14 protein-coding genes are annotated in these 18,812 nt (G+C 55.2%); 5 read left to right on the forward strand and 9 right to left on the reverse strand.

Annotation, left to right across the window (positions count from 1 at the left end; genetic code table 11):
- Window position 1: 1 nt before the first annotated feature.
- From K5621_RS06160 to K5621_RS06170, 3 genes are read right to left on the reverse strand one after another with little or no spacing between them, the layout of a single operon-like run.
- Entirely contained in the window at window positions 2-2,245 is a 2,244-nt protein-coding gene (locus K5621_RS06160; protein ID WP_221050713.1) for a PfaB family protein, read from the reverse strand.
- Window positions 2,242-9,843: a type I polyketide synthase gene (locus tag K5621_RS06165; protein WP_221050714.1), complete on the reverse strand. Its 7,602-nt coding sequence runs from the start codon at window positions 9,841-9,843 to the stop codon at window positions 2,242-2,244. Before K5621_RS06165 ends, K5621_RS06160 begins: the two co-directional genes overlap by 4 nt.
- Window positions 9,840-10,625, reverse strand: a complete 786-nt coding sequence (locus K5621_RS06170; RefSeq protein ID WP_039034214.1) for a helix-turn-helix domain-containing protein — start codon at window positions 10,623-10,625, stop codon at window positions 9,840-9,842. Before K5621_RS06170 ends, K5621_RS06165 begins: the two co-directional genes overlap by 4 nt.
- A gap of 400 nt (window positions 10,626-11,025) precedes the next feature.
- On the opposite strand from K5621_RS06170, the gene K5621_RS06175 reads away from it, so the two are divergent.
- The 3 genes from K5621_RS06175 to tpx all read left to right on the forward strand — a co-directional run bounded on the left by K5621_RS06175 (window position 11,026) and on the right by tpx (window position 12,829).
- Entirely contained in the window at window positions 11,026-11,310 is a 285-nt protein-coding gene (locus K5621_RS06175; protein ID WP_221050715.1) for a hypothetical protein, read from the forward strand.
- A gap of 46 nt (window positions 11,311-11,356) precedes the next feature.
- Window positions 11,357-12,124, forward strand: a complete 768-nt coding sequence (locus K5621_RS06180) for a 4'-phosphopantetheinyl transferase family protein (protein WP_221050716.1) — start codon at window positions 11,357-11,359, stop codon at window positions 12,122-12,124.
- A 114-nt stretch (window positions 12,125-12,238) separates the two neighbouring features.
- Window positions 12,239-12,829 carry a thiol peroxidase gene (gene tpx / locus K5621_RS06185; RefSeq protein ID WP_221050717.1) on the forward strand — a complete coding sequence of 197 codons (591 nt, stop codon included), beginning with the start codon at window positions 12,239-12,241 and terminating at the stop codon, window positions 12,827-12,829.
- Window positions 12,830-12,894: 65 nt separating this feature from the next.
- Here tpx and K5621_RS06190 read toward each other — a convergent pair whose 3' ends face one another.
- Window positions 12,895-13,536 carry a trimeric intracellular cation channel family protein gene (locus tag K5621_RS06190; RefSeq protein ID WP_100141970.1) on the reverse strand — a complete coding sequence of 214 codons (642 nt, stop codon included), beginning with the start codon at window positions 13,534-13,536 and terminating at the stop codon, window positions 12,895-12,897.
- Between the two features lie 363 nt (window positions 13,537-13,899).
- On the opposite strand from K5621_RS06190, the gene ltaE reads away from it, so the two are divergent.
- A complete protein-coding gene (ltaE, locus tag K5621_RS06195) occupies window positions 13,900-14,916 on the forward strand; it encodes a low-specificity L-threonine aldolase (RefSeq protein WP_100141969.1) in 1,017 nt (338 codons plus the stop codon).
- Window positions 14,917-15,081: 165 nt separating this feature from the next.
- A complete protein-coding gene (locus K5621_RS06200) occupies window positions 15,082-15,450 on the forward strand; it encodes an acyl-CoA thioesterase (protein ID WP_071237896.1) in 369 nt (122 codons plus the stop codon).
- A gap of 37 nt (window positions 15,451-15,487) precedes the next feature.
- Here K5621_RS06200 and K5621_RS06205 read toward each other — a convergent pair whose 3' ends face one another.
- The 5 genes from K5621_RS06205 to ppnN form a co-directional block, all read right to left on the reverse strand.
- Window positions 15,488-15,685, reverse strand: coding sequence for a hypothetical protein (locus tag K5621_RS06205; RefSeq protein ID WP_100141968.1), 198 nt, complete (start codon window positions 15,683-15,685; stop codon window positions 15,488-15,490).
- A gap of 10 nt (window positions 15,686-15,695) precedes the next feature.
- Window positions 15,696-15,947 carry a YfhL family 4Fe-4S dicluster ferredoxin gene (locus K5621_RS06210; protein ID WP_028779037.1) on the reverse strand — a complete coding sequence of 84 codons (252 nt, stop codon included), beginning with the start codon at window positions 15,945-15,947 and terminating at the stop codon, window positions 15,696-15,698.
- 289 nt (window positions 15,948-16,236) lie between these two features.
- Window positions 16,237-16,644 (reverse strand): DUF3192 domain-containing protein, encoded by a 408-nt coding sequence (locus K5621_RS06215; RefSeq protein ID WP_221050718.1) that lies wholly within the window; start codon window positions 16,642-16,644, stop codon window positions 16,237-16,239.
- A gap of 21 nt (window positions 16,645-16,665) precedes the next feature.
- The gene (gene xni / locus K5621_RS06220) at window positions 16,666-17,448 is read right to left on the reverse strand and encodes a flap endonuclease Xni (protein ID WP_100141966.1); all 783 of its coding nucleotides are present in this window, start codon (window positions 17,446-17,448) and stop codon (window positions 16,666-16,668) included.
- On the reverse strand, window positions 17,445-18,800 hold the full coding sequence (ppnN, locus tag K5621_RS06225; RefSeq protein ID WP_100141965.1) for a nucleotide 5'-monophosphate nucleosidase PpnN: 1,356 nt from the start codon (window positions 18,798-18,800) through the stop codon (window positions 17,445-17,447). The genes xni and ppnN overlap by 4 nt, the downstream gene beginning before the upstream one ends.
- Window positions 18,801-18,812: the final 12 nt, after the last annotated feature.

Genomic DNA, 18,812 nt, shown 5'->3' on the forward strand with positions numbered 1-18,812 from the left:
CTCACGTCACTAAGTTATCGGGCCGGGCAAGCTGTGGATACAGTGCCGCTGTGGCCAGTGGGACCCTGTGGCTGATGAGTCGAGCCAGGGCCTTGAGTAATGCTTTGTTGTCGGCGGCGCCGCTATGCTTGCGATCGCAGCCAAAGGCCTTGATATCGCTGGAGAGCTGTTTTCCGGCCATCGCCTGGATAATGCTGCTGGTTTGGCTGTCGGCGCCGACCTCCAGAAACAGTTGCGCGCCATGTTTTCGGGCCCGTTGCAGCAGCGACTCCACATTGAGTGGCTGACTGAAACAAGTCGCTATGGTCTCGGCTATCGGCTTGCGCTCAAGCCTGGCAGGTTTGAGCGGTAGCTCGCTGCCGGCGCTGATATAGACGGGCTGCGGCTGTTCAAGCTCGCCCGAGAGTGGCCTGTCATAAAAGGCGGTCAATTCGGGCTTTACACGCAGGGCCGCCGGTGTGTGCATGGCGGTGACCCGGTTGGCGGCAACGCCGCGTTTGCCAAGGGACTTTATCAGTGCCCGGCACTGAGCCTCATCCCCGGCCAGCACGCAGCTAGGCCCCTGACGTATGGCGAGGTAGACCCGCGAGTAAGCCGGGTTTTGCAATAATGGCGTGATGCTGTCGGCATCAATGCGCAGCAGAAAACTGTTCCAGCAGATGGCATCTCTGGCATCGAGTTGCCACTCCTGGCGCACGGCTGTGAGCGCGCCCGAGATCTGCTCCGAGAAAATCCGGCTTTCCAGCGTAGGTTTAACCAAAGCAAAAGGCTTGTCCCAGACGCCATTGGCGGCAAACATGGCCGCTTCGCCCATGGAGTAGCCGATGGCAAAGGCTGGGCGGAGCTTGAACTCACGCCGCAGTATCTGCGTCAGCAGCACACTGGCGCCGACCCCGGCAACGGCCTGCTCGGCGAGTGTCATTGTTGGCGCCGGACTGGGTGCGGCCTCTCCTTTATCGCTCAAGGTTGTTTCTTTGGAAGCATCGCTCAAGGCTGATGTATAAGAAATATCGCTCAAGGCTGTTTCATTAGAAGCATCGCTCAAGGCTGTTGGCAGCAGGGTGGATAGGGCGACATTTTCGGCTGTTGCTGCGGCCTCAAAATCGGCATAACTCTTGGGAAAGGCCTGTTTTAAGGCGCCGAGCATGCCATGGTAAGCCGTGCCGACACCCGGATAGACAAAGCAGAGGCGAGCAGGGCCAAGTGGCTTGGCGCAAAAAACGCTGCCATTTGGCGTAATAAGCTCAAGCTCTGGCAGTTCGGCCAAAGACGTTATTTTTTGAAGCTGACCCAGGAGCAATTCGCTCTCGGCAATAAGCTCGGTGGCATCTCGGCCAATAAGCACCAGCGAATAGTATTCGCCGCCCTCGGGTGCTGTGTCTGAAAAGCTCTGCTCCAGGTTTTTTAATTCATCCGTCAGCCAGCGCGCCAGAGCATGAGTGCTCATCGATTGGCTCAGGCGACTTTGGGCCTGCTGCAGCGCAGTTTGCGCCTCACTGAGCAGAGTCTTTGGGCTGGCAATCAAGGTCAGCGGTAAAAGCCAGGGCGCTCCTTGGGGGCAAAGGACAGAGGTTGATTCTTTTCCAGAAGCCAAGCCGCTCAAGGCTGCTTCATCGCAAGAGCCGCTCAAGGCTGTTTTATCATAAGAACTGCTCAAGGCTGTTTTATCATAAGAGCCGCTCAAGGCTGTGCCTTGGCTGAGGATCAGCGCCATAGCCGGGGAGTTACTGGCCAGCGCCAGAGACTTGCCTTGAAAAGGCAACCCCGCCATTTTCTGTACCTGGCGCCGTTTGGCAAATGCCTCCAGTTGCAGGCATAACGGCTCAAGCGTCAGCGGTTGCTCCAGAAACAGAGTGTCCCTTTCCTCCACCTCCGGGCGTTTTGCCTGCTGCCAGGCCTGCTTAAGAAGCTGCTGCGGCTTGTGAGCGCCATGGCTTAAGGCCTGCAGCAAGGCTTGGGGATGCAGTCTTGCTTGCGCCGCATCGACTGCGCTTAGCAGCAATAGCCGCTGCTTTGATGGCAGCACCAGGCTCAGGCTTGCCCCGGCCTTGACCTCGGCCACCAGCCAAGGCCAGTCGGGAACCTGATTGCTATCAAACGCGATAGTGCGCAAGGCAGCCCTAAGCTTGGGCGCCAGGCTTTGCTCCTCTTCGACCAGGCACAGCGCCAGCCGCAGCGGCTTTTCGGCCGCAGACTCAGCTGGCTTTACTCCAATGTGAGGCATAGGGCCTATCGCTTTGCTCAAGGCCTTTCTCTATTACCTGTGGCGGCCTTGGCTGGTTCAAAGGCGGCATTGAGCCCCTTGCTAATGGTGACCTTGGCATTTTCCAGCCCGGTTTGCAGCTGGCCCTCGGCGTTGAACAGGGCCAGATCGGCGCTGAGCTGACGGCTGGAGTGCTTGGTCACCTGCAGGCGAATAAGGCCGGTGTCATTTTCAGGCAGCAGGGCGTTTTGCCAGAGCGCCGCCAGTGAGGAAGGCAGGCTGGCGGCATCGTATTTTAGCCGGGCCCAGATCAACATGGCCTGCAGCAGTGCGTCTTGCTGGATCAGGGCGCGATCTTCGCTCGATGCGGCATCCGGTAGCCGGTATCGGCAGCTAAGCCCTTGGTCGTCAAACTGCAGCACCTCAGTAATAGCCTGCAGCTGCGGGCCATGGAACAGGGCGCCGCTGTGATAAAGCTCACTGCCTTGACGCACTTGGAGCTCACCTTCGCCGATCTCGGGCCCACTTTCACCTGTTTCGGGCATAGAAACATGTGCCAGTGGCTGGCTGGCGGGCTGCTGCATTAACGGTTGCTGCATTAAAGGCAGCAGGGTCGCCTGATACTGAGGCCGCTCATCACAGCTGATGCTCGCCTGCAGCTCGCCGTCGGTTCCCAGAGTCAGGTTGAGCTGCAATCGCTTTTCATCACTGTCAAACACCACGCCTTTGAGCAGCTTATAGTCCACGGCGCGCCAATCGCCGCCAAAGAGGCTCTGGGCACTTTGCAGCATCCACTGGAGTGCGCAGACAGTCGGCCATACCGGATTGCCGCCAATGCAGTGATCTTCCAGCAGCGCCAGCTCCTGGCGCTTGATGCTGCGACTCAGGGTTTGCGGGCTAGCTTGGGCCTCTGGCGCATCTGTGTGGTTCAGGCCTTGTTTACCCCCCGGGCCTTGCATGCTGGAGCCAATCAACAGCTGCGGCTCCGAGCGGGCCAGAATCGCCTCGGCAAACAGCTTGGCACCGGCTTCTCTTGGGATCACATAGACGCCGCGGGACTCAAACATCTGTTTCAGCGCCGCATTGACCATGCCGCCATCCCAGGGGCCCCAGTTGAAACTGATCACTCGGGTGGTCGGCAACTCATGATGCAGCCGATGAGCGGTTTTATTGAGAATTTCATTGGCCATGGCGTAGTCGCTCTGGCCTGTGTTGCCGTAGAAACCGGCGGCGGAGGAAAACAGCGCCAACAGTTTTAAGTGCTCGGCGGCCTTTTTGTTTGGCGCCAAGGCTCTGAGCAAGGCGGAGAGGCCGCCAACCTTGGTGCCTGTAACCAATTCGAGTTCGGCGAGGGTCTTGTCGGCGATGTGTTTATCGGCCAACACCCCGGCGCCGTGAATCAGCCCGCTGATAGGCGCCAATGCTTGAATGGGCGCCAGTGTGGACGCGACCGCATCCGGGTTACTGACATCCAGGCTCAGGTATTCGGCGCTGGCACCTATGGCCTCAAAGCGCTTGAGCGCTGCGTGTATCTCAAGCGCGTTGACCAGAGGTTTTATCAGGGCTTCCACTTCCTTGGGCGAGGGCTTTTGCCCCTTGGCCAATAGCGCGGTGATTGCGGCTGCTTTTAGCTGACCGCTCTCAAGCCCCTTGGCCCAATCGGGGAATGCTTCCAATGCCAAGGCCTTGCTGCGACCGGCGAGAATAAAGTGACTGCCACTTTGGCGGGCCAGCGCCAGGGCACAGTCCAGGGTGACGCCTTTTGCGCCCCCGGTCACCAGTATTTTATCTGAACTATCGAGCCTGCATGGCGCCAGGCTTGTATCGGCAGCATTCTTGTCATCGGCCGAAGTCGCTACCAAGGTCACTCTGCCGGCGGCGCTTTTGCCCCACTCCAACGGATCCTGGCTCGGGCTGTAGAGCGCATCCATGACTTGCGAGGCCAGCGCCGAGGCATCAAGCTCAGGAGCAAGATCCAACGCGCGGCAATGCACCTGAGGCCACTCCTGCGCCAGGGTCTTGGTTAAGCCAAACAGGGCGCTTTGATTCAATTCACAGGGCTGACCGCTGAAACCCAGCTGACCATCCATACGCGCCACAGTGATAAAGGCGCGGCGGCCTTTTGTCGGCGTTTGCCAGGCTGGACTCAAATGCTTGGCGAACAGGAAGCTCAGTTGTACCTGAGTCTTGGCCGTGATGTTGAGCGGCATCAACTCTTCGAGTTGTTCCCGCGGCAGTTGTGGCTGCAGATGGATATAGATGGCCACTTGCTGTTCGAGCCCGGCGATGAGCGCCTCGACTCCGGCATCATCATTGCTGGCCAGAGTCAGGATTGGCAGTTTGCTATCCAGCGCCGATTGCGAATCGGTTGCCGCCGGGCGCACCAGAGTGACACTGATGCCACTGTCGGTCAGTTTCTTGGCCAGGACACCGGCGTTGTGGCCGTCATCGAGCAGCAGCGCACAGCTGTTCGCGGCAAACAGAGCCTCGGCGCTTGCGCCTGAGAATCTATCTGCCGCCGGCAGCTTTTTTAGGCTGACTCCCGAATGGGGCGGCAAGGCCACACTCGGCTGAGTGTTTGGCATCTCATCGGTTTGGGTTAGCAGCTCGGCGGCATGCTCAGCGTTTGAACCGGCAAAACAATCTATGATCTGTCCCAAGGTGCGGCATTCGCTTAAGCTTGCGGCGTCCAGCTGTGGCAGCTCTGGCAATTGGTCCTGCACTGTGCCGAGAATCTCCACCCGCTTGATGGAATCGATACCGAGATCGGCCTCCATATCCATCCCCAGTTCAAGCATTTCGGCCGGGTAGCCGGTCTTCTCAGCCACTACCTGCAGCATGATTGCCGTGACATCACTCTGATTTGAAACTGGCTCAGGCTGCGCGCTTGAATCCACTCCGGCGCTTTGCTGCAGATAATCGACTATCTGCCCCAGGGTGCGGCATTCACTCAAGGTTGCGGCATCCAATTGTGGCAGCTCAGGCAATTGGTCCTGCACTGTGCCGAGTATCTCCACCCGCTTGATGGAATCGATACCAAGATCGGCCTCCATATCCATCCCCAGCTCGAGCATTTCGGCCGGGTAGCCGGTCTTGTCGGCCACTACCTGCAGCATCAGTGCCGTCACATCACTAGCAGTGTTTGATTGAATTGGGCTTGGCTGAACGCTTGAATTCACTCCGGCGCTTTGCTGCAGATAGTCGACAATTTGCCCCAGGGTGCGGCATTCACTCAAGGTGGCGGCGTCCAGCGGCGGCAGCTCAGGCAATTCATCTTGTACTGTGCCCAAGATCTCCACCCGTTTGATGGAATCGATACCAAGATCGGCTTCCATATCCATCCCCAGCTCGAGCATTTCGGTCGGGTAGCCGGTCTTGTCGGCCACCACTTGCAGCATCAGTGCCGTGACATCATTCTGATTTGCATGAGCAGTGTTTGATTGAGCTGCATTTGATTGAGCCCGGGGTGGCTGAACACTGGTGTTCACTCCGGCGCTTTGCTGCAGATAGTCGACAATCTGCCCCAGGGTGCGGCATTCGCTTAGGGTGGCGGCGTCCAACTGTGGCAGCTCAGGCAAGGCATCCTGCACTGTGCCGAGAATTTCCACCCGCTTGATGGAATCGATACCGAGATCGGCCTCCATATCCATCCCCAGCTCGAGCATTTCCGTGGAGTAGCCTGTCTTGTCGGCCACCACCTGCAGCATCAGTGCCGTCACATCACTAGCTGTGTTTGATTGAGCCGTGTTTGACAGGGCTGGGCTCGGCTGAATTGGCTCGGGTTGCACACTGGAATCCACACCGGCGCTTTGCTGCAGATAATCGACGATCTGTCCCAGAGTGCGGCATTCACTCAAGGTGGCGGCATCCAATTGTGGCAGCTCAGGCAAGGCATCCTGCACTGTACCGAGAATTTCCACCCGCTTGATGGAGTCGATACCGAGATCGGCTTCCATATCCATCCCCAGCTCGAGCATTTCCGTGGGGTAGCCTGTCTTATCTGCCACCACTTGCAGCATCAGCTCTTCGACACCTGTGCTTGGCTTGGCAGTGGTTACGGCTACTGCTGGGGCTGGGGCTTGAGCTTGAGGCCGACTCTGTAGCACTTGGCTGGGTTGCTGTGGCGAGCTTGCTGCTTTGACTGGCGCTGCGGCATGAGTTACAGGCGCTGCAGCCTGGGCGGGCATAGGCTCTGACACTGGTACTGCTTGGGCCTGCTCTATCTTGGTCAACACAGCATTGGTCAACACAGAATGTGGCAACACAGCGCCGCCCTGAAGTTGTTGCAACAACTGCTGGGCACCGAGATTTTGCGACTGAATAAAGTCGTTGTGGATCTTTAACGTCTCGGCCTGGTGCTGGTGGAACATGGCCAGGGTCTGATTGAGGCTGTCAGGAATCGCTTTGCCGGCCGTCGCCAGTTTTACTTGCTCTGCGAGCAGTTGCTGCACACTGTTGCCATATTGCAATGGGATATTCAGAAACTGCTGATGCAGCTCGGCCAACTGTTGCTGGGCGCTGAAAAACTGCTGTAATCCGCTGCCGCTGTTTGCTGGGAGGCCGTTTGCAGCTTGTGGCGCTGTAGCTTGGCTCGGTTGACTCGGGTTCTGGCTTGCGGCCGCTACTGGGATCTCGACGATTTTTTCCACGACTTTCTCGACTATTTTTGTCTGTTGACTGACCCGGCCCTCTTTGAGTGAGGCCGCCATCTTCTGGGCGGTCGACGGGCTGATATAGTTACTGGCACCGAGCTTGATAGTCATCGGTGAGGCCTTGTGTTTGGCCTGGGTTTGTACGGCGCGATAGGCATCGGGATCTGTCAGAGGTAGGCCCGCCAATGCCAGGCTGAGCAGGGCTTGCTTCAGCTCAGTGTCGGCGGCCAGGGAATCGATACAGCTTGGGCTGTCCAGCGACAGGAACAGGCATTCGGCGGCGCGATCGCCCAAGGTGGCTTGTGCCAACCTGGCCAGGGTGTTTTTCGGGCCAAACTCGACAAATATTCTGGCGCCGTCCCGGTACATGCTCTCTATCTGCTCACTGAAGCGCACCTGCTTGAGCATATGTTGCTCCAGGTTGGCTCTGAGGCTTTCGGCATCCTGTGCCAGCTTGTCACCTGTGGCATTGACATACAGAGGCGTTTTCGCATCGCTCAAGCCCTGGTGGGCAATCGCCTCGGCAAAGGGTTGCTGCGCATGGGCCACCAGCGGAGTGTGGAAGGCACCGGATACCGGCAGCGCTATGGCGCGTAAACCTGCCTCGTTCAGTTTGAGGTTGAGCCGGGCCACAGCTTCACTCGCGCCGGCAATCACAAGCTGAACCGGGCTGTTGATATTGGCTATCTGCACCTCGGGTTCAGTCTGCAGCAGCTGCTCGAGAGTATTGCGCTCAGCGGCTGAAGGCAGGATAACGGCGCTCATGGCGCCCGGGTCTTTATCCTCGGGGACGCTGGCCATGGCATCGCCTCGGGCGAAGGCCAGCGCGTAATAGCTCTCACGGCTCAAGGCACCAGCGGCGCGCAGCGCCGACAGCTCACCAAAGCTGTGACCGGCCAGCATATCCGCCTGGAATCCGGCCTGACAAAGCAGAGTAAACTGCCCCATGCCGAGGGCGCCGATGGCGCTTTGGGCAAAGCGGGTATTGGCCAGTGCCAGTTCATCCTCTTTGCTGGCCTGGGGCGTGAATTTGGCTATCGGGAATACCCGCGCCGACAAGGGGCCCATGCCGTACTTGTCGGCTATGCCCTGGCGGGAAAACTCACGGTCGGCGGCGGCAAATTCGGCGCGAAGCTCGGGATAGAGCTGGGTTAGCCCAGAGCCCATCTGTAGATACTGACTGCCTTGACCGGCAAACAGGGCGGCGGTCAAGGCCTCAGTCAAAGGCCCACTGCGGTACTCGATTCCCTGTTGTTGCCAACGGGTTTGCGGCTGTTCTTCCGCAGTGCTTTGCAGCTTGTTCAAGGCCTGTTGCAGCTTTTGCTGCAGCTCTATGGTGTCGCAGGCAAGCAGTCCCAGCCTGGGGCCTTGTACCTGTGTCTGGCTGCCGAGGCGATAGGGCGCGCACAGGGTTTCAAGGTCGTCATGGGCATCTGACTCCAGCGTCTTGAGCAGAGCGCTTATCTCTTGCTCCAGCGTAGGTTTGTCTGGTGCGCAAAACAGCAGCGGCAAAGGCGTGCGTCTCAGGCGCGAGGGGTGCTTGGGTAATTCGGGGCTGTGCTCTTCCAATACCAGGTGGAAGTTGGTGCCACCAAAGCCAAAGGAGCTGACGGCGGCGCGCCTTGGCGTACCGTCGGTTCTTGGCATCCAGGGGCGGGTTTGAGTGTTGAGATAGAAGGGCGATTGCTCCACTGCCATCTTGGGGTTGGGCTGCTTCACATTGATGGTGGGCGGCAACACCTTGTGATGCAGCGCCAATGCCGCCTTGATCACCCCGGCGGTGCCGGCGGTCGACTTGGTATGGCCCACCTGTGACTTGATTGAACCCAGGGCGATATGTTGCAGTTCAGGATTATCCTGGCTCATTACGGCGTTGAGGCCGCTGAATTCGGCCACATCACCGGCGGCCGTACCTGTGCCGTGGGCTTCCATCAGGCCCAGAGTATGGGGCGGGAACCCGGCATCATCATAGGCCCGCTGCAGCGCCTTGGCCTGGCCTTCGGGGCGCGGCGCGTAAATGCTCTTGAACTTACCGTCGCTGGAGGCGCCAACCCCCTTGATCACCGCATAGATGCGGTCACCGTCGCGCTCGGCATCCTCCAGGCGTTTCAGCGCCACCATGCCTATGCCTTCGCCTATCATCATGCCGCGGGAGTCGGCGTCGAACGGCTTTATCTGCTCGTCGCTGGTAAAGGCCGGGGTCTTGGAGAAGCTCATGTACATATAGGCAGAGTTGTCGGTGCAGACGCCTCCGGTGAGCATCATATCGCTGCGGCCTTCGGTCAGCTCGGTGAGCGCCATCCGCATTGCCGCCAGCGAGCCGGCACAGGCGGCGTCGACCACACAGTTCATGCCGCCGAGATCGAAACGGTTGGCAATCCGACCGGCGATAACATTGCCGAGTGACCCAGGAAAGGAGTTTTCCTCCCAGTGTATATATTGGTCCTGGAATTTGCGGATCAGCATTTCGCTGTCCTGCTCACTGACGCCACTCTCGCGAAACACCTTTTTCAGCACAGGGTATTGCAGCCTGGCATTGAGGCTTTGGCTGATCTTCTGGCCACCGCCAATCCCCAAGGTGATACCGATGCGGTCGCGGTCATAGTCCGAGCCTTCATGGATACCTGCATCCTCCAACACCTCTTTGGCTACCACCAGCGACAGCAGCTGTGAGGTGTCGGTCAGTTCGAGGATATTAGGCGGCAGACCAAACTCCATGGGGTTGAAATCCACTTCCGGGATAAAGCCGCCGCGCTTGCAGTAACTCTTGTCGGCGGCTTTCTTGTCGGGGTCAAAATAGTCTGCCACTTGCCAGCGGTCGGCGGGCACTTGGGTGATGGCATCTATCTTGTCGCAGATCAGATCCCAAAACTGGTTCAGATAACGACTGCCGGCAAACAGGCTCGCCATGCCGACTATGGCAATCGGCGTGTCTTTCAGCCTTTTGTTGAGGCGTTTGTCTATCTGAGAGGCTTGTGCTTGGCTCATTGAGCATCTCCATTGGTGGCTGCAAGTTGCGGCCTGGGTTTGCGCCCTGCCTTGGCGGCAGCGGGAAACCTGGATTGGAAAATATGATAGTTGCGTACCAGCAAGCGGCGCAGTGCAAACGGGGCACGCTTGAGGACGTAGGCTATGTAGCGGTCGGCGGCGTGGGTGTCGTCATCCTGATAGATGTCGACATAGACCCAGCCGCTGACGGGATCCATCCCTATGAGTACCGAATGGGTCTGTTGGCCAATGGGAATACTCATGGCTTCGACCTGAACCACAGTGTGTTCATCGGTACTGGGCAGCATCAACGCATCGGCGAGCGTTTGGCTGTTGAGGGTGTAGGTTTGCATCTTGCTGCCGCTGTAGACCGGCAGCTTATTGAAGTGTTTCGGCGGCAGCGAGTGCGCAGCATCAATATTGTCGAGCCGGGACGCGCCGTGGCGTTTCAGACAGCGGGCCAGCCCGGAGCGCGAAACATGGGGATTGATAAACTCTTGGGTGACTTGCAACAGCCTGTCCAGCGGCAGCTTGAGCTGCCAACGCAGTCCGACAACCACATATTCCTGAATATCGCTCAGGGTAGTATTCAGATGATGCGGGGTATGGGATTGATCCTGGGTCGACTCGCGTTTACGCCACTTGCGAACGGTTGCTTCACTGATATTCAGTAACCGTGCCAGTTGACTGACATTGAGCTCCGACTCCTGGATAAAGCGGCGCATTTCCGGGGTGGTGGTGGCATTGCGATGGCGCCGTTTTCCGGTTTGAGTTTGCTTCATAATCAGCTGGGACTGGGCCCTTGGGCTTCCTTTCTCGCCTGTCTGCCATGGTTGCAAACTTCCACAATACTGAGCGTCAGGCTGTTATTTCAGTAACAGGTGAAGCAGATTACCAGTGCCTGCCACTCGATACAATCATCTGGGACTGAAAATCCTGCTTTTGTTTTAAGGCTCTTACTCGCAAATGAGTCCGGAATGACTTGTTGTTGATTTGTTTTTAAATTGATATAACCTGGTTGTTTTGGTTTTTTGTGCTGTAAAAATGGATATCTGATACCTATTTATCCCTAATCCCCTGTGGTCTGTTGCCGCTTATATTGCAGCTTATGTTACAACCTGGGTATCTGCCTTTAGGGCAGCTGGATGAACTGGCATCAGCAACAGAAATGGAGAGTGTCTGGTGTATTTAACAAAAAATAATCTACTGGGAATGGCGAGCGCGGCCTTGTTTACTGTACTCGGCGCCGGTTGCAGTGCTACCAGTGCCACGACCGCCGAGTTGTCGCCAGAGGACGCGGCCCGTCAACAAAGACTCGATGAACAGGGATACCGCTGCGATCGGGTTAGGGTCACCGGCAGCAATATTCCCAACCGCCGCTGTACAACCGCCCAGCAGCGGGAAAAAGAGCGGGAAGAGGCGAGAGCCTATGTCGATAAAATGAATCAGCAAAACATGAATGATTAGTACTTGAGACCGAGGGGGAGGCCAGGGCAAAATAGCCTACTCCCCCTTGGTTTTGGAGCCTCCCATCAACGCCGTTCAGCTCTTTTTGTATCCCTTAAGCCCCAGTGAGCCTTTAAAACTCAAAGACCTGGCGCTGTGCCTGACGTCGGCCGAGCGGGAAAAGTTTGCCCGAATAAGCCATAAAGAGGTAAAGCAACGGGCAATAACAAGCCGCGCCTTGCTGAGAAAGACCCTGAGTACTCAAGCGCCGCTTGCAGCCCGGGAGTGGTGTTTCGATTATGGTCCCCAGGGTAAGCCGCGCCTTTGTGATGAGCAGTTTCAACAGACTCAGCTGCATTTTAACCTCAGTCACAGCGGTGATTGGCTGCTGTTGGCATTGCTGAAACATCCTTCTCCTGAGTTGCAACTTGGCGTCGATATAGAGCGTTTACGGATGCGCACGGCTATCGATACTGTGATGCGCCACTATTTTGCGCCTTTTGAGCTGCAGCAGTTACGAGATCTGGATGATGCCGCGCGGCGAGAGGCGTTTTTCGACCTCTGGGCCTTGAAAGAGTCTTATATCAAGGCGACCGGCAAAGGGTTGGCGCAGCCACTCGATGGGTTTGCGTTCGACTTGAGTTCCGGGGAAGCATGCTCGGCTGAGCGGCCAGCTGAGATTGTTTCGATGCGCCGCGGGCTTTTGTTAACGCCTAAGGAAAACACCCGATGGCAGAGTTGGCTTGGCCATATGGAGCCGGGTTATCGATTGGCCCTGACCCTTGGGGCGCCTACAACCATCAACTGGCAACTGCAATGGCACCTTAGCGGCTGAGTCTGCACGCATCGCGGCGTTGGCAATGATGGTCATTATTACCGCTCCGAGGCTCACTTTTTTACCCGCGATGGTATATTCGTAGTGGTGAATTTACCTCAAGGAAACAAAACTATGCTGAAATTGACAAAGTGGAGTGTTGTGTGGGTATTGGCTCTGGCAAGTGCCACGGCTAACGCGGCAGAAGGAAACGTGGCGGCCGAGGTCAAAATGGGGGGCGAACGTGTCACCCTGATGGGGAAGTTGCCTGAACTCAACCAGGCGGCCCCCGGTTTTAAGGTCGTGGATGACAAGTTTGCCCCAGTGACCTTAAGTGACTTCAAGGGCAAGACAGTGCTTATCAGCGCGGTTCCCAGTTTGGATACCGGCGTTTGTGCCTTGCAGACCAAGAGATTCAATAAAGAGTTTGGCAAGTTTGATGACTCTGTCGTCATGTTGACAATCAGTGAGGATTTACCCTTTGCTCAGAAGCGTTTCTGCAAAGTGGAGGATGTCCATAAAATCAAAGTGCTGTCTGATTCGGTTTGGCGTGACTTTGGCAATAAATATGGTTTGCTGATCCCTAATCGTGGTTTATTGGCCAGAGCGATATTTATCATAGATGCCAGTGGTCAGCTTAAGTATCGTGAGCTGGTGGCAGATGTGTCTCACCACCCTGATTACGATGCGGCGCTCAAAGCCCTGAAGGCAATCAATCAGGGCTGAATGTCAAAACGCCGGCTTATGAGCCGGCGTTTGCTATGTTGAATAACCCTGGTGATGCGGTTCGGTCAGTCCGGATGTGGATCTGATCCGGTTTGATAGTCGAAGGTTGGCATGGCCCAGTGGTACTTGATAGCCAGCATCCGCAAACTGAATCCCAGAGTGAGACACAGACTGAGATTGATCCATTCAGGCAATTGCCATTGCGATAGAACCACATAGAGTCCCGCGGTGATGATCGAGATCACTGCATATAACTCTTTGCGGAAGATGAGCGGCATTTGATTACAGAGAATGTCGCGAATAATACCGCCAAATGCTCCGGTAATCACTCCCATCACTACGGCGACCACAGGGCTGAAGCCCAGCAGCAGTGTCTTTTGGGCTCCGACAATCGAAAATACCGCCAGGCCAAGCGCATCGATTGCCAGAAACAGTTTCGACAAATAGCGCATTACGGGGGCGATAATCACTGTCAGCAGCGAAGCAAAGCCAATGGCCAGCAGATAATGCCAGTTTTCTACCCAGATCAGCGGATAGTTACCCAGCAACATATCTCTGAGCGTGCCGCCCCCTATGGCGGTGGCACAGCCCACTATGACTACGCCAAAGAGATCCATCTGTTTTCTTCCCGCCGCCAATGCGCCGGTCATTGCTTCGGCCAGTACACCAATCAGCCAGAGTATGGCGATAAACTGAGCTTCTTGCATAGTATTCGTATCAAAATCACAAAGGATCTGAATTTTGCCGTAAAGAAAACCGCTTTAACAGCGATTTTAATTAAAAATTTTGATTAGTTTTATTTATCTCAAAATTTTATCTAAATAATAAAGATTCTGTATTTTTATGATTCAAATAGAATTTTTAAACAAAAGTTCATGAATATTACTGTGTCATTTTGGGTTTTGCTTGTTCTCAATTTGTTTGGATTTGTTTAGCCATTGAAATTGATAAAAATCTAAGTTAACTGAGGGGCGGTTTCGTGGGTGCTGTACAGCTGGGTTGGAGAGCGCTAGAGTGCTCTGGCCCAAATGGTGTCAATTAACGGGCAAGGAAAGTGAATTGGGGGAGAGATGATAGATTTCAGAAGTGATACTGTGACCCAACCTACTGCCGCGATGCGCCAAGCCATGGCGACCGCGCAGGTAGGGGATGATGTTTATGGCGATGACCCTACGGTTAACCGCCTCGAAGCCATGGCCGCCGAGATGTTCGGTTTTGACTCTGCCTTGTTTACCAGCTCTGGCACTCAAGCCAACCTGCTGGCGCTCATGTCCCACTGTGAGCGGGGTGATGAATATCTGTGTGGCCAACAAGCTCATAACTATAAGTTTGAAGGCGGTGGTGCGGCCGTGCTTGGCAGTATTCAGCCTCAACCACTGAATAATCAGGCCGATGGCAGCATAGCGCTCGAAGATATTCGCGCCGCCATTAAACCCGATGATTTTCACTTTGCCCGCACTCGCCTCTTGAGCCTGGAAAACACCATAGGCGGCAAGGTATTGCCGCAGGAATATCTGGCCAAGGCGCAGCAACTGGCGTTCAATCACGGTTTGAAAATCCATCTCGATGGCGCTCGGGTGGCCAATGCCGCTGTGGCGCAGGGGCTGGAGATAGCCGATATAACTCAATATTTCGACTCGGTATCCCTCTGTCTCTCCAAGGGGTTGGCTGCGCCGGTTGGCTCTTTATTACTGGGGGATGAGAGGCTTATTCATAAGGCGCGTCGCTGGCGGAAGATGCTGGGTGGTGGGATGCGCCAGGCCGGTATTTTGGCCGCGGCAGCCGAGCTGGCATTAACCGAGCAGGTGGCACGTCTGGCAGAAGATCATGCCAATGCCAGGGCTTTGGCTGAAGGTTTGAGTCAGTTGCAAGAGTTAACCTTGGATATGAGCCAGGTACAAACCAATATGGTGTTTGCCACTCTGGCCGAAGAGGTGGATATCCAGGCGTTGGTCAAAGGCTTGCTACAAGAGGGAGTGCGCATCAGCGGTGCCCGACAGCTACGCTTGGTGACCCACAAAGATATTAGCGCTGCCGATATCGACAAGACTTTGCTGGCCTTCAAGCGGGTGCTCAGCCAGGTTTGAGCTCGAACCATTGCGGTGCAGCAGGCGTGTTTCTGGTGCATCGTAATGGCATTTACTCGCAAAGTGTTATGTAACTTATTGAATTGTAATGATTGAAAGTTTGGTGTCCAATTTGCTTTAGTTCAAGTGAGAATTCCAATCACAGGCGAGCACGAGGACATAAATATGAAATACTACAGTCGGCGTTTGGTTAAACACGAGCATCTCAACCCGGCGGGAGCCCTGTTCGGCGGCCAGCTAATGAGCTGGATTGATGAGGAGGCGGCCATCTTCGCCGCTTGTCAGATGAAGAGTGTCAGCCATGTGACCAAACTTATCTCGGAAATTAACTTTATGACCCCGGCCAAGCTTGGTGATGTGATTGAGTTCGGCCTCGAGCTTATCAGTCTGGGTCATACCTCGATCACCATTCGCTGCGAAGTGCGTAATAAATTGAATCTGGCGCCGATAGTCAGCATAGATAAGATGGTCTTCGTCAATGTCAATCAAGCCGGTTTGCCCGTGCCTCACGGCATGCGAGCGAACGCAGCTTGATAATTGGCTGGCAGGAGGCTGAGCCGCGCCAGTACAGTCAATCTTGCAGTTCTTCCTTGACTGACTTGGCGGCATCACGGGAAGCGTGGCCGATTTCTCGGGTCACATCCCGAGTGGTGTGGCCGATCTCTTTGGTGACTTCTTTAGTTGTATGACCTATAGAGCGGCCGGTTTCCTTGAGTTCGGCACAGGCGCCAAGGCTGAGTAATGCAGCAATAAGCAGTATTGTTTTCATCATTTTATCCTTATAGCTTACCGGTCAGTTGGGCGTATTTTACCAGCAGTTCATCTTGGGTTTCCTGATGTTCGGGATCCTTGTCGATACAGTCGATAGGGCAGACAGAAACACAGGTGGGATTGTCATAGTGGCCAACACATTCGGTGCAGCGCGCAGGATCTATCTCGTAGATCTCTTCACCCATAGTGATGGCTTGATTGGGGCACTCTGGCTCACACATGTCGCAGTTAATGCAGCTGTCATCAATGATTAAGGCCATTGCCTTGTATTACCTCGGAATTGTTATCCTGCTATGCAGGCTTTAGTCAACGCATGACATACAACCTAAGGTGCCCTGCGTAATTCATAGCGGTGATTTTATCACAGGGCCGGGGGCTGTCGGCAAGACTATTGCGCAGCGCCGCTTGATGCAGCTGGAGTGGGCTTGGAGAGATAAGCACGTTGTCGGTCGGTTGTGCTTCAACGGCGGAGGCTATAAAGGACTTTGGCTTTGGTGGTGGCGCCGCAACTCGTCTCAGTCTCGATATTTGGCCTTTTGCTTCGCTTGGCTAGTTGCTATTGGGGGGAGTTTGCTCCTGCAGGGGTTGCTGCAGATATTGTTGGTAAGTATCCTCGCCCCAGGCCTGGAGTCGGCCATTTTTGAACAACAGTGGGGTGCACTCATCTTTGGTGGTCTTGCCGTCTGATTTGACATGCTGGGTGCGGTAGAAGAGCACTTGCAGCGACTGACCATGGGTTTGCATGGCTTCGCTGAAATCGGCTCTACCCAGGGTTTCCATGGTTTGTTCCAGTGTTTGCCCCAGTTGCAGTTCGGAAATCATAGACTGGTTATAGGCTTGCCTGTCTTCCCAGCTCATCTCTTCCGGCTTGGGCTCATAGAAGAGAATAACCACGGCAACGAAGAGCAGATAGGCGATAAAGATGCTGCCGATAATCACAGGGGCCTTACCTTTCATACGGTTTTTCCATTTTATTGTTTAAGTTGAGCGCTGAGAGTCTTCGCTTTCTTTGACTCTATACTGGTTCAAGCGAATATTAAGTTCGAGATCCGTGCGCAGTTTTGCCAACCGATAGCTGAGGCGCGCCATCTCCTTGCCTTCGGTTAGCTTTTTGGCTTGCTTGGCGCCCAAAGTATCGAGCGCATTGTAGACATTGGCCAGGGTGCGAAAGCTTCTGAGCAATTCGCCGGCCGTCTTGGGACCTATTCCCTGGATGCCGGGGATCTTATTGCCACTGTCGCCGCTGAGGGCCATAAAGTCCAGCAGCTGGCTCTGCTCTATGCCGAGTTTTTGCTCCAGTGCGGCAATATCCATGGCGGCGCCATTGAAATGATCCCACAGCAGTAAACGCGGTAACCTCAGCTGGCAAAAGCCCTTGTCGGTAGAGACGATAATCGCCTCACCACCGTGCAGGCACAACTTGCTGGCCAAGGTGGCGATAACATCATCGGCTTCCGATAGCGCATTGATGGAGCCTATTCCCGCTTCGGCCAATGCCTGTTTCAGTGCCGGCAGGCCATCGGCCAAGGCTTGGGGCATAGGCTTGCGGCCTTTCTTGTAATCCGGATACAGGCGTTTGCGCCAGGATTCTTCATCGCCGTCCCAGACAATGGCCACATGGGTAGGACTGTGCTGGCGAATAAGCTTCTGGCAAGCATTGCGGCTGCGTTCGGTCAGCCCTTGCATGTCGGCATCATCCGGCTGCGCCGCATGTAGGCGGCGCACCAGATTCATGCCATCGATAATTAGTAATCGGTTCATTTCATTATTTGATAACAGGGCACATAAGCAGAGCCCGGCAACTTCATTCTTTGTTGGCTGACAAAGGCGCCCAGTAATTTATCCATCAAAGCCATCAACTCAGGGTCTCCTTTTAACTTGAAGGGGCCCAAGCGTTCGATGTTTTTCATGGTGTTAGCCTTAACATTACCGGCCACTATACCTGAAAATGCCTTGCGCAGGTTGGCTGCCAGTTCAGCTTTATTGCTCTGGAAGTGCAGGTTGAGGTTTTCCATCACTTCATGAGTGGGCACAAAGGGCAGTTGGAATTCAGGTTCTATCTTGAGACTCCACTGGTATTGGTAGGCATCGCCGGTTTTTTTGCGATGACATTTTACCTCTTCCATACCCGCTCGCATGACGCGTGCGACCTGAGGCGCATCATCTATGATGATTTGGTATTTCTGCTGCGCCTGCTCGCCAAGGGTGGCGCCGATAAAGGCATCGATTTCGCGGAAATAGGCTTCGCTTTCTTTGGGGCCTGAGAGCACCAGCGGGAAGGGAATATCGGCATTTTCACGATTGAGTAAGATACCCAGAAGATACAGTAGTTCTTCTGCGGTGCCGGCACCGCCGGGGAAAATGACAATACCGTGCCCCAGACGCACAAAGGCCTCCAGGCGTTTTTCAATATCCGGCAGAATCACCAGTTCATTGACGATTTGGTTGGGCGGTTCGGCGGCGATAATGCTCGGCTCGGTCAGGCCTATGTAACGGGCGTTATGAATACGCTGCTTGGCATGACCGATAGCGGCGCCTTTCATTGGCCCCTTCATGGCTCCCGGCCCGCAACCGGTACAGATATCCAGCATTCTCAGCCCCAACTGGTAGCCCACCTCTTTGGTGTATCTGTATTCGGTATCGTTTATCGAGTGGCCGCCCCAACAAACCACCACATTGGGATCCTGCATCGGTGGAATGGCTCTGGCGTTTCTCAGAATATCGAACACCACATTGGTGATATGGCTGGCGTTGGTGAGGTTGATGTGTTTCAGGCCATCGTACTTGTTGCTGACGTAGATGATGTCTCTGAGTACGGCAAACAGATGCTCCTGAATGCCGACTATGATCTGCTCATCGACAAAGGCACATGCTGGAGGGTTGATAAGTTCCAGCTTGATGCCTCGCTCCCGGCGCAACACATTGATTTCAAAGTCCTGAAATTGTTCAAACAGCTCCTTGGCATTGTCAGTCTGTTGCCCAGAGGCCAATACGGCTAAAGAGCAGTTGCGGTAGAGTTGGTAAAGATCACTCTTGGCACTTTGTTTGAGGCGATCCGCCTCCAGTTGCGACAGTTGATCCATACTGCCGCGGGGACTGATCCTGACTATCATGATGACTCCTTG

Source organism: Shewanella carassii (genome assembly GCF_019670705.1).
Taxonomy (GTDB): domain Bacteria; phylum Pseudomonadota; class Gammaproteobacteria; order Enterobacterales; family Shewanellaceae; genus Shewanella; species Shewanella carassii.

Coding starts and splice junctions, on each gene's coding strand:
- K5621_RS06165 (WP_221050714.1), bottom strand. CDS start 9,843: ATGAGCCAAGCACAAGCCTCTCAGATAGACAAACGCCTCAACAAAAGG.
- K5621_RS06170 (WP_039034214.1), bottom strand. CDS start 10,625: ATGAAGCAAACTCAAACCGGAAAACGGCGCCATCGCAATGCCACCACC.
- tpx (WP_221050717.1), top strand. CDS start 12,239: ATGCTGAAATTGACAAAGTGGAGTGTTGTGTGGGTATTGGCTCTGGCA.
- K5621_RS06190 (WP_100141970.1), bottom strand. CDS start 13,536: ATGCAAGAAGCTCAGTTTATCGCCATACTCTGGCTGATTGGTGTACTG.
- ltaE (WP_100141969.1), top strand. CDS start 13,900: ATGATAGATTTCAGAAGTGATACTGTGACCCAACCTACTGCCGCGATG.
- K5621_RS06200 (WP_071237896.1), top strand. CDS start 15,082: ATGAAATACTACAGTCGGCGTTTGGTTAAACACGAGCATCTCAACCCG.
- K5621_RS06205 (WP_100141968.1), bottom strand. CDS start 15,685: ATGAAAACAATACTGCTTATTGCTGCATTACTCAGCCTTGGCGCCTGT.
- K5621_RS06210 (WP_028779037.1), bottom strand. CDS start 15,947: ATGGCCTTAATCATTGATGACAGCTGCATTAACTGCGACATGTGTGAG.
- K5621_RS06215 (WP_221050718.1), bottom strand. CDS start 16,644: ATGAAAGGTAAGGCCCCTGTGATTATCGGCAGCATCTTTATCGCCTAT.
- xni (WP_100141966.1), bottom strand. CDS start 17,448: ATGAACCGATTACTAATTATCGATGGCATGAATCTGGTGCGCCGCCTA.
- ppnN (WP_100141965.1), bottom strand. CDS start 18,800: ATGATAGTCAGGATCAGTCCCCGCGGCAGTATGGATCAACTGTCGCAA.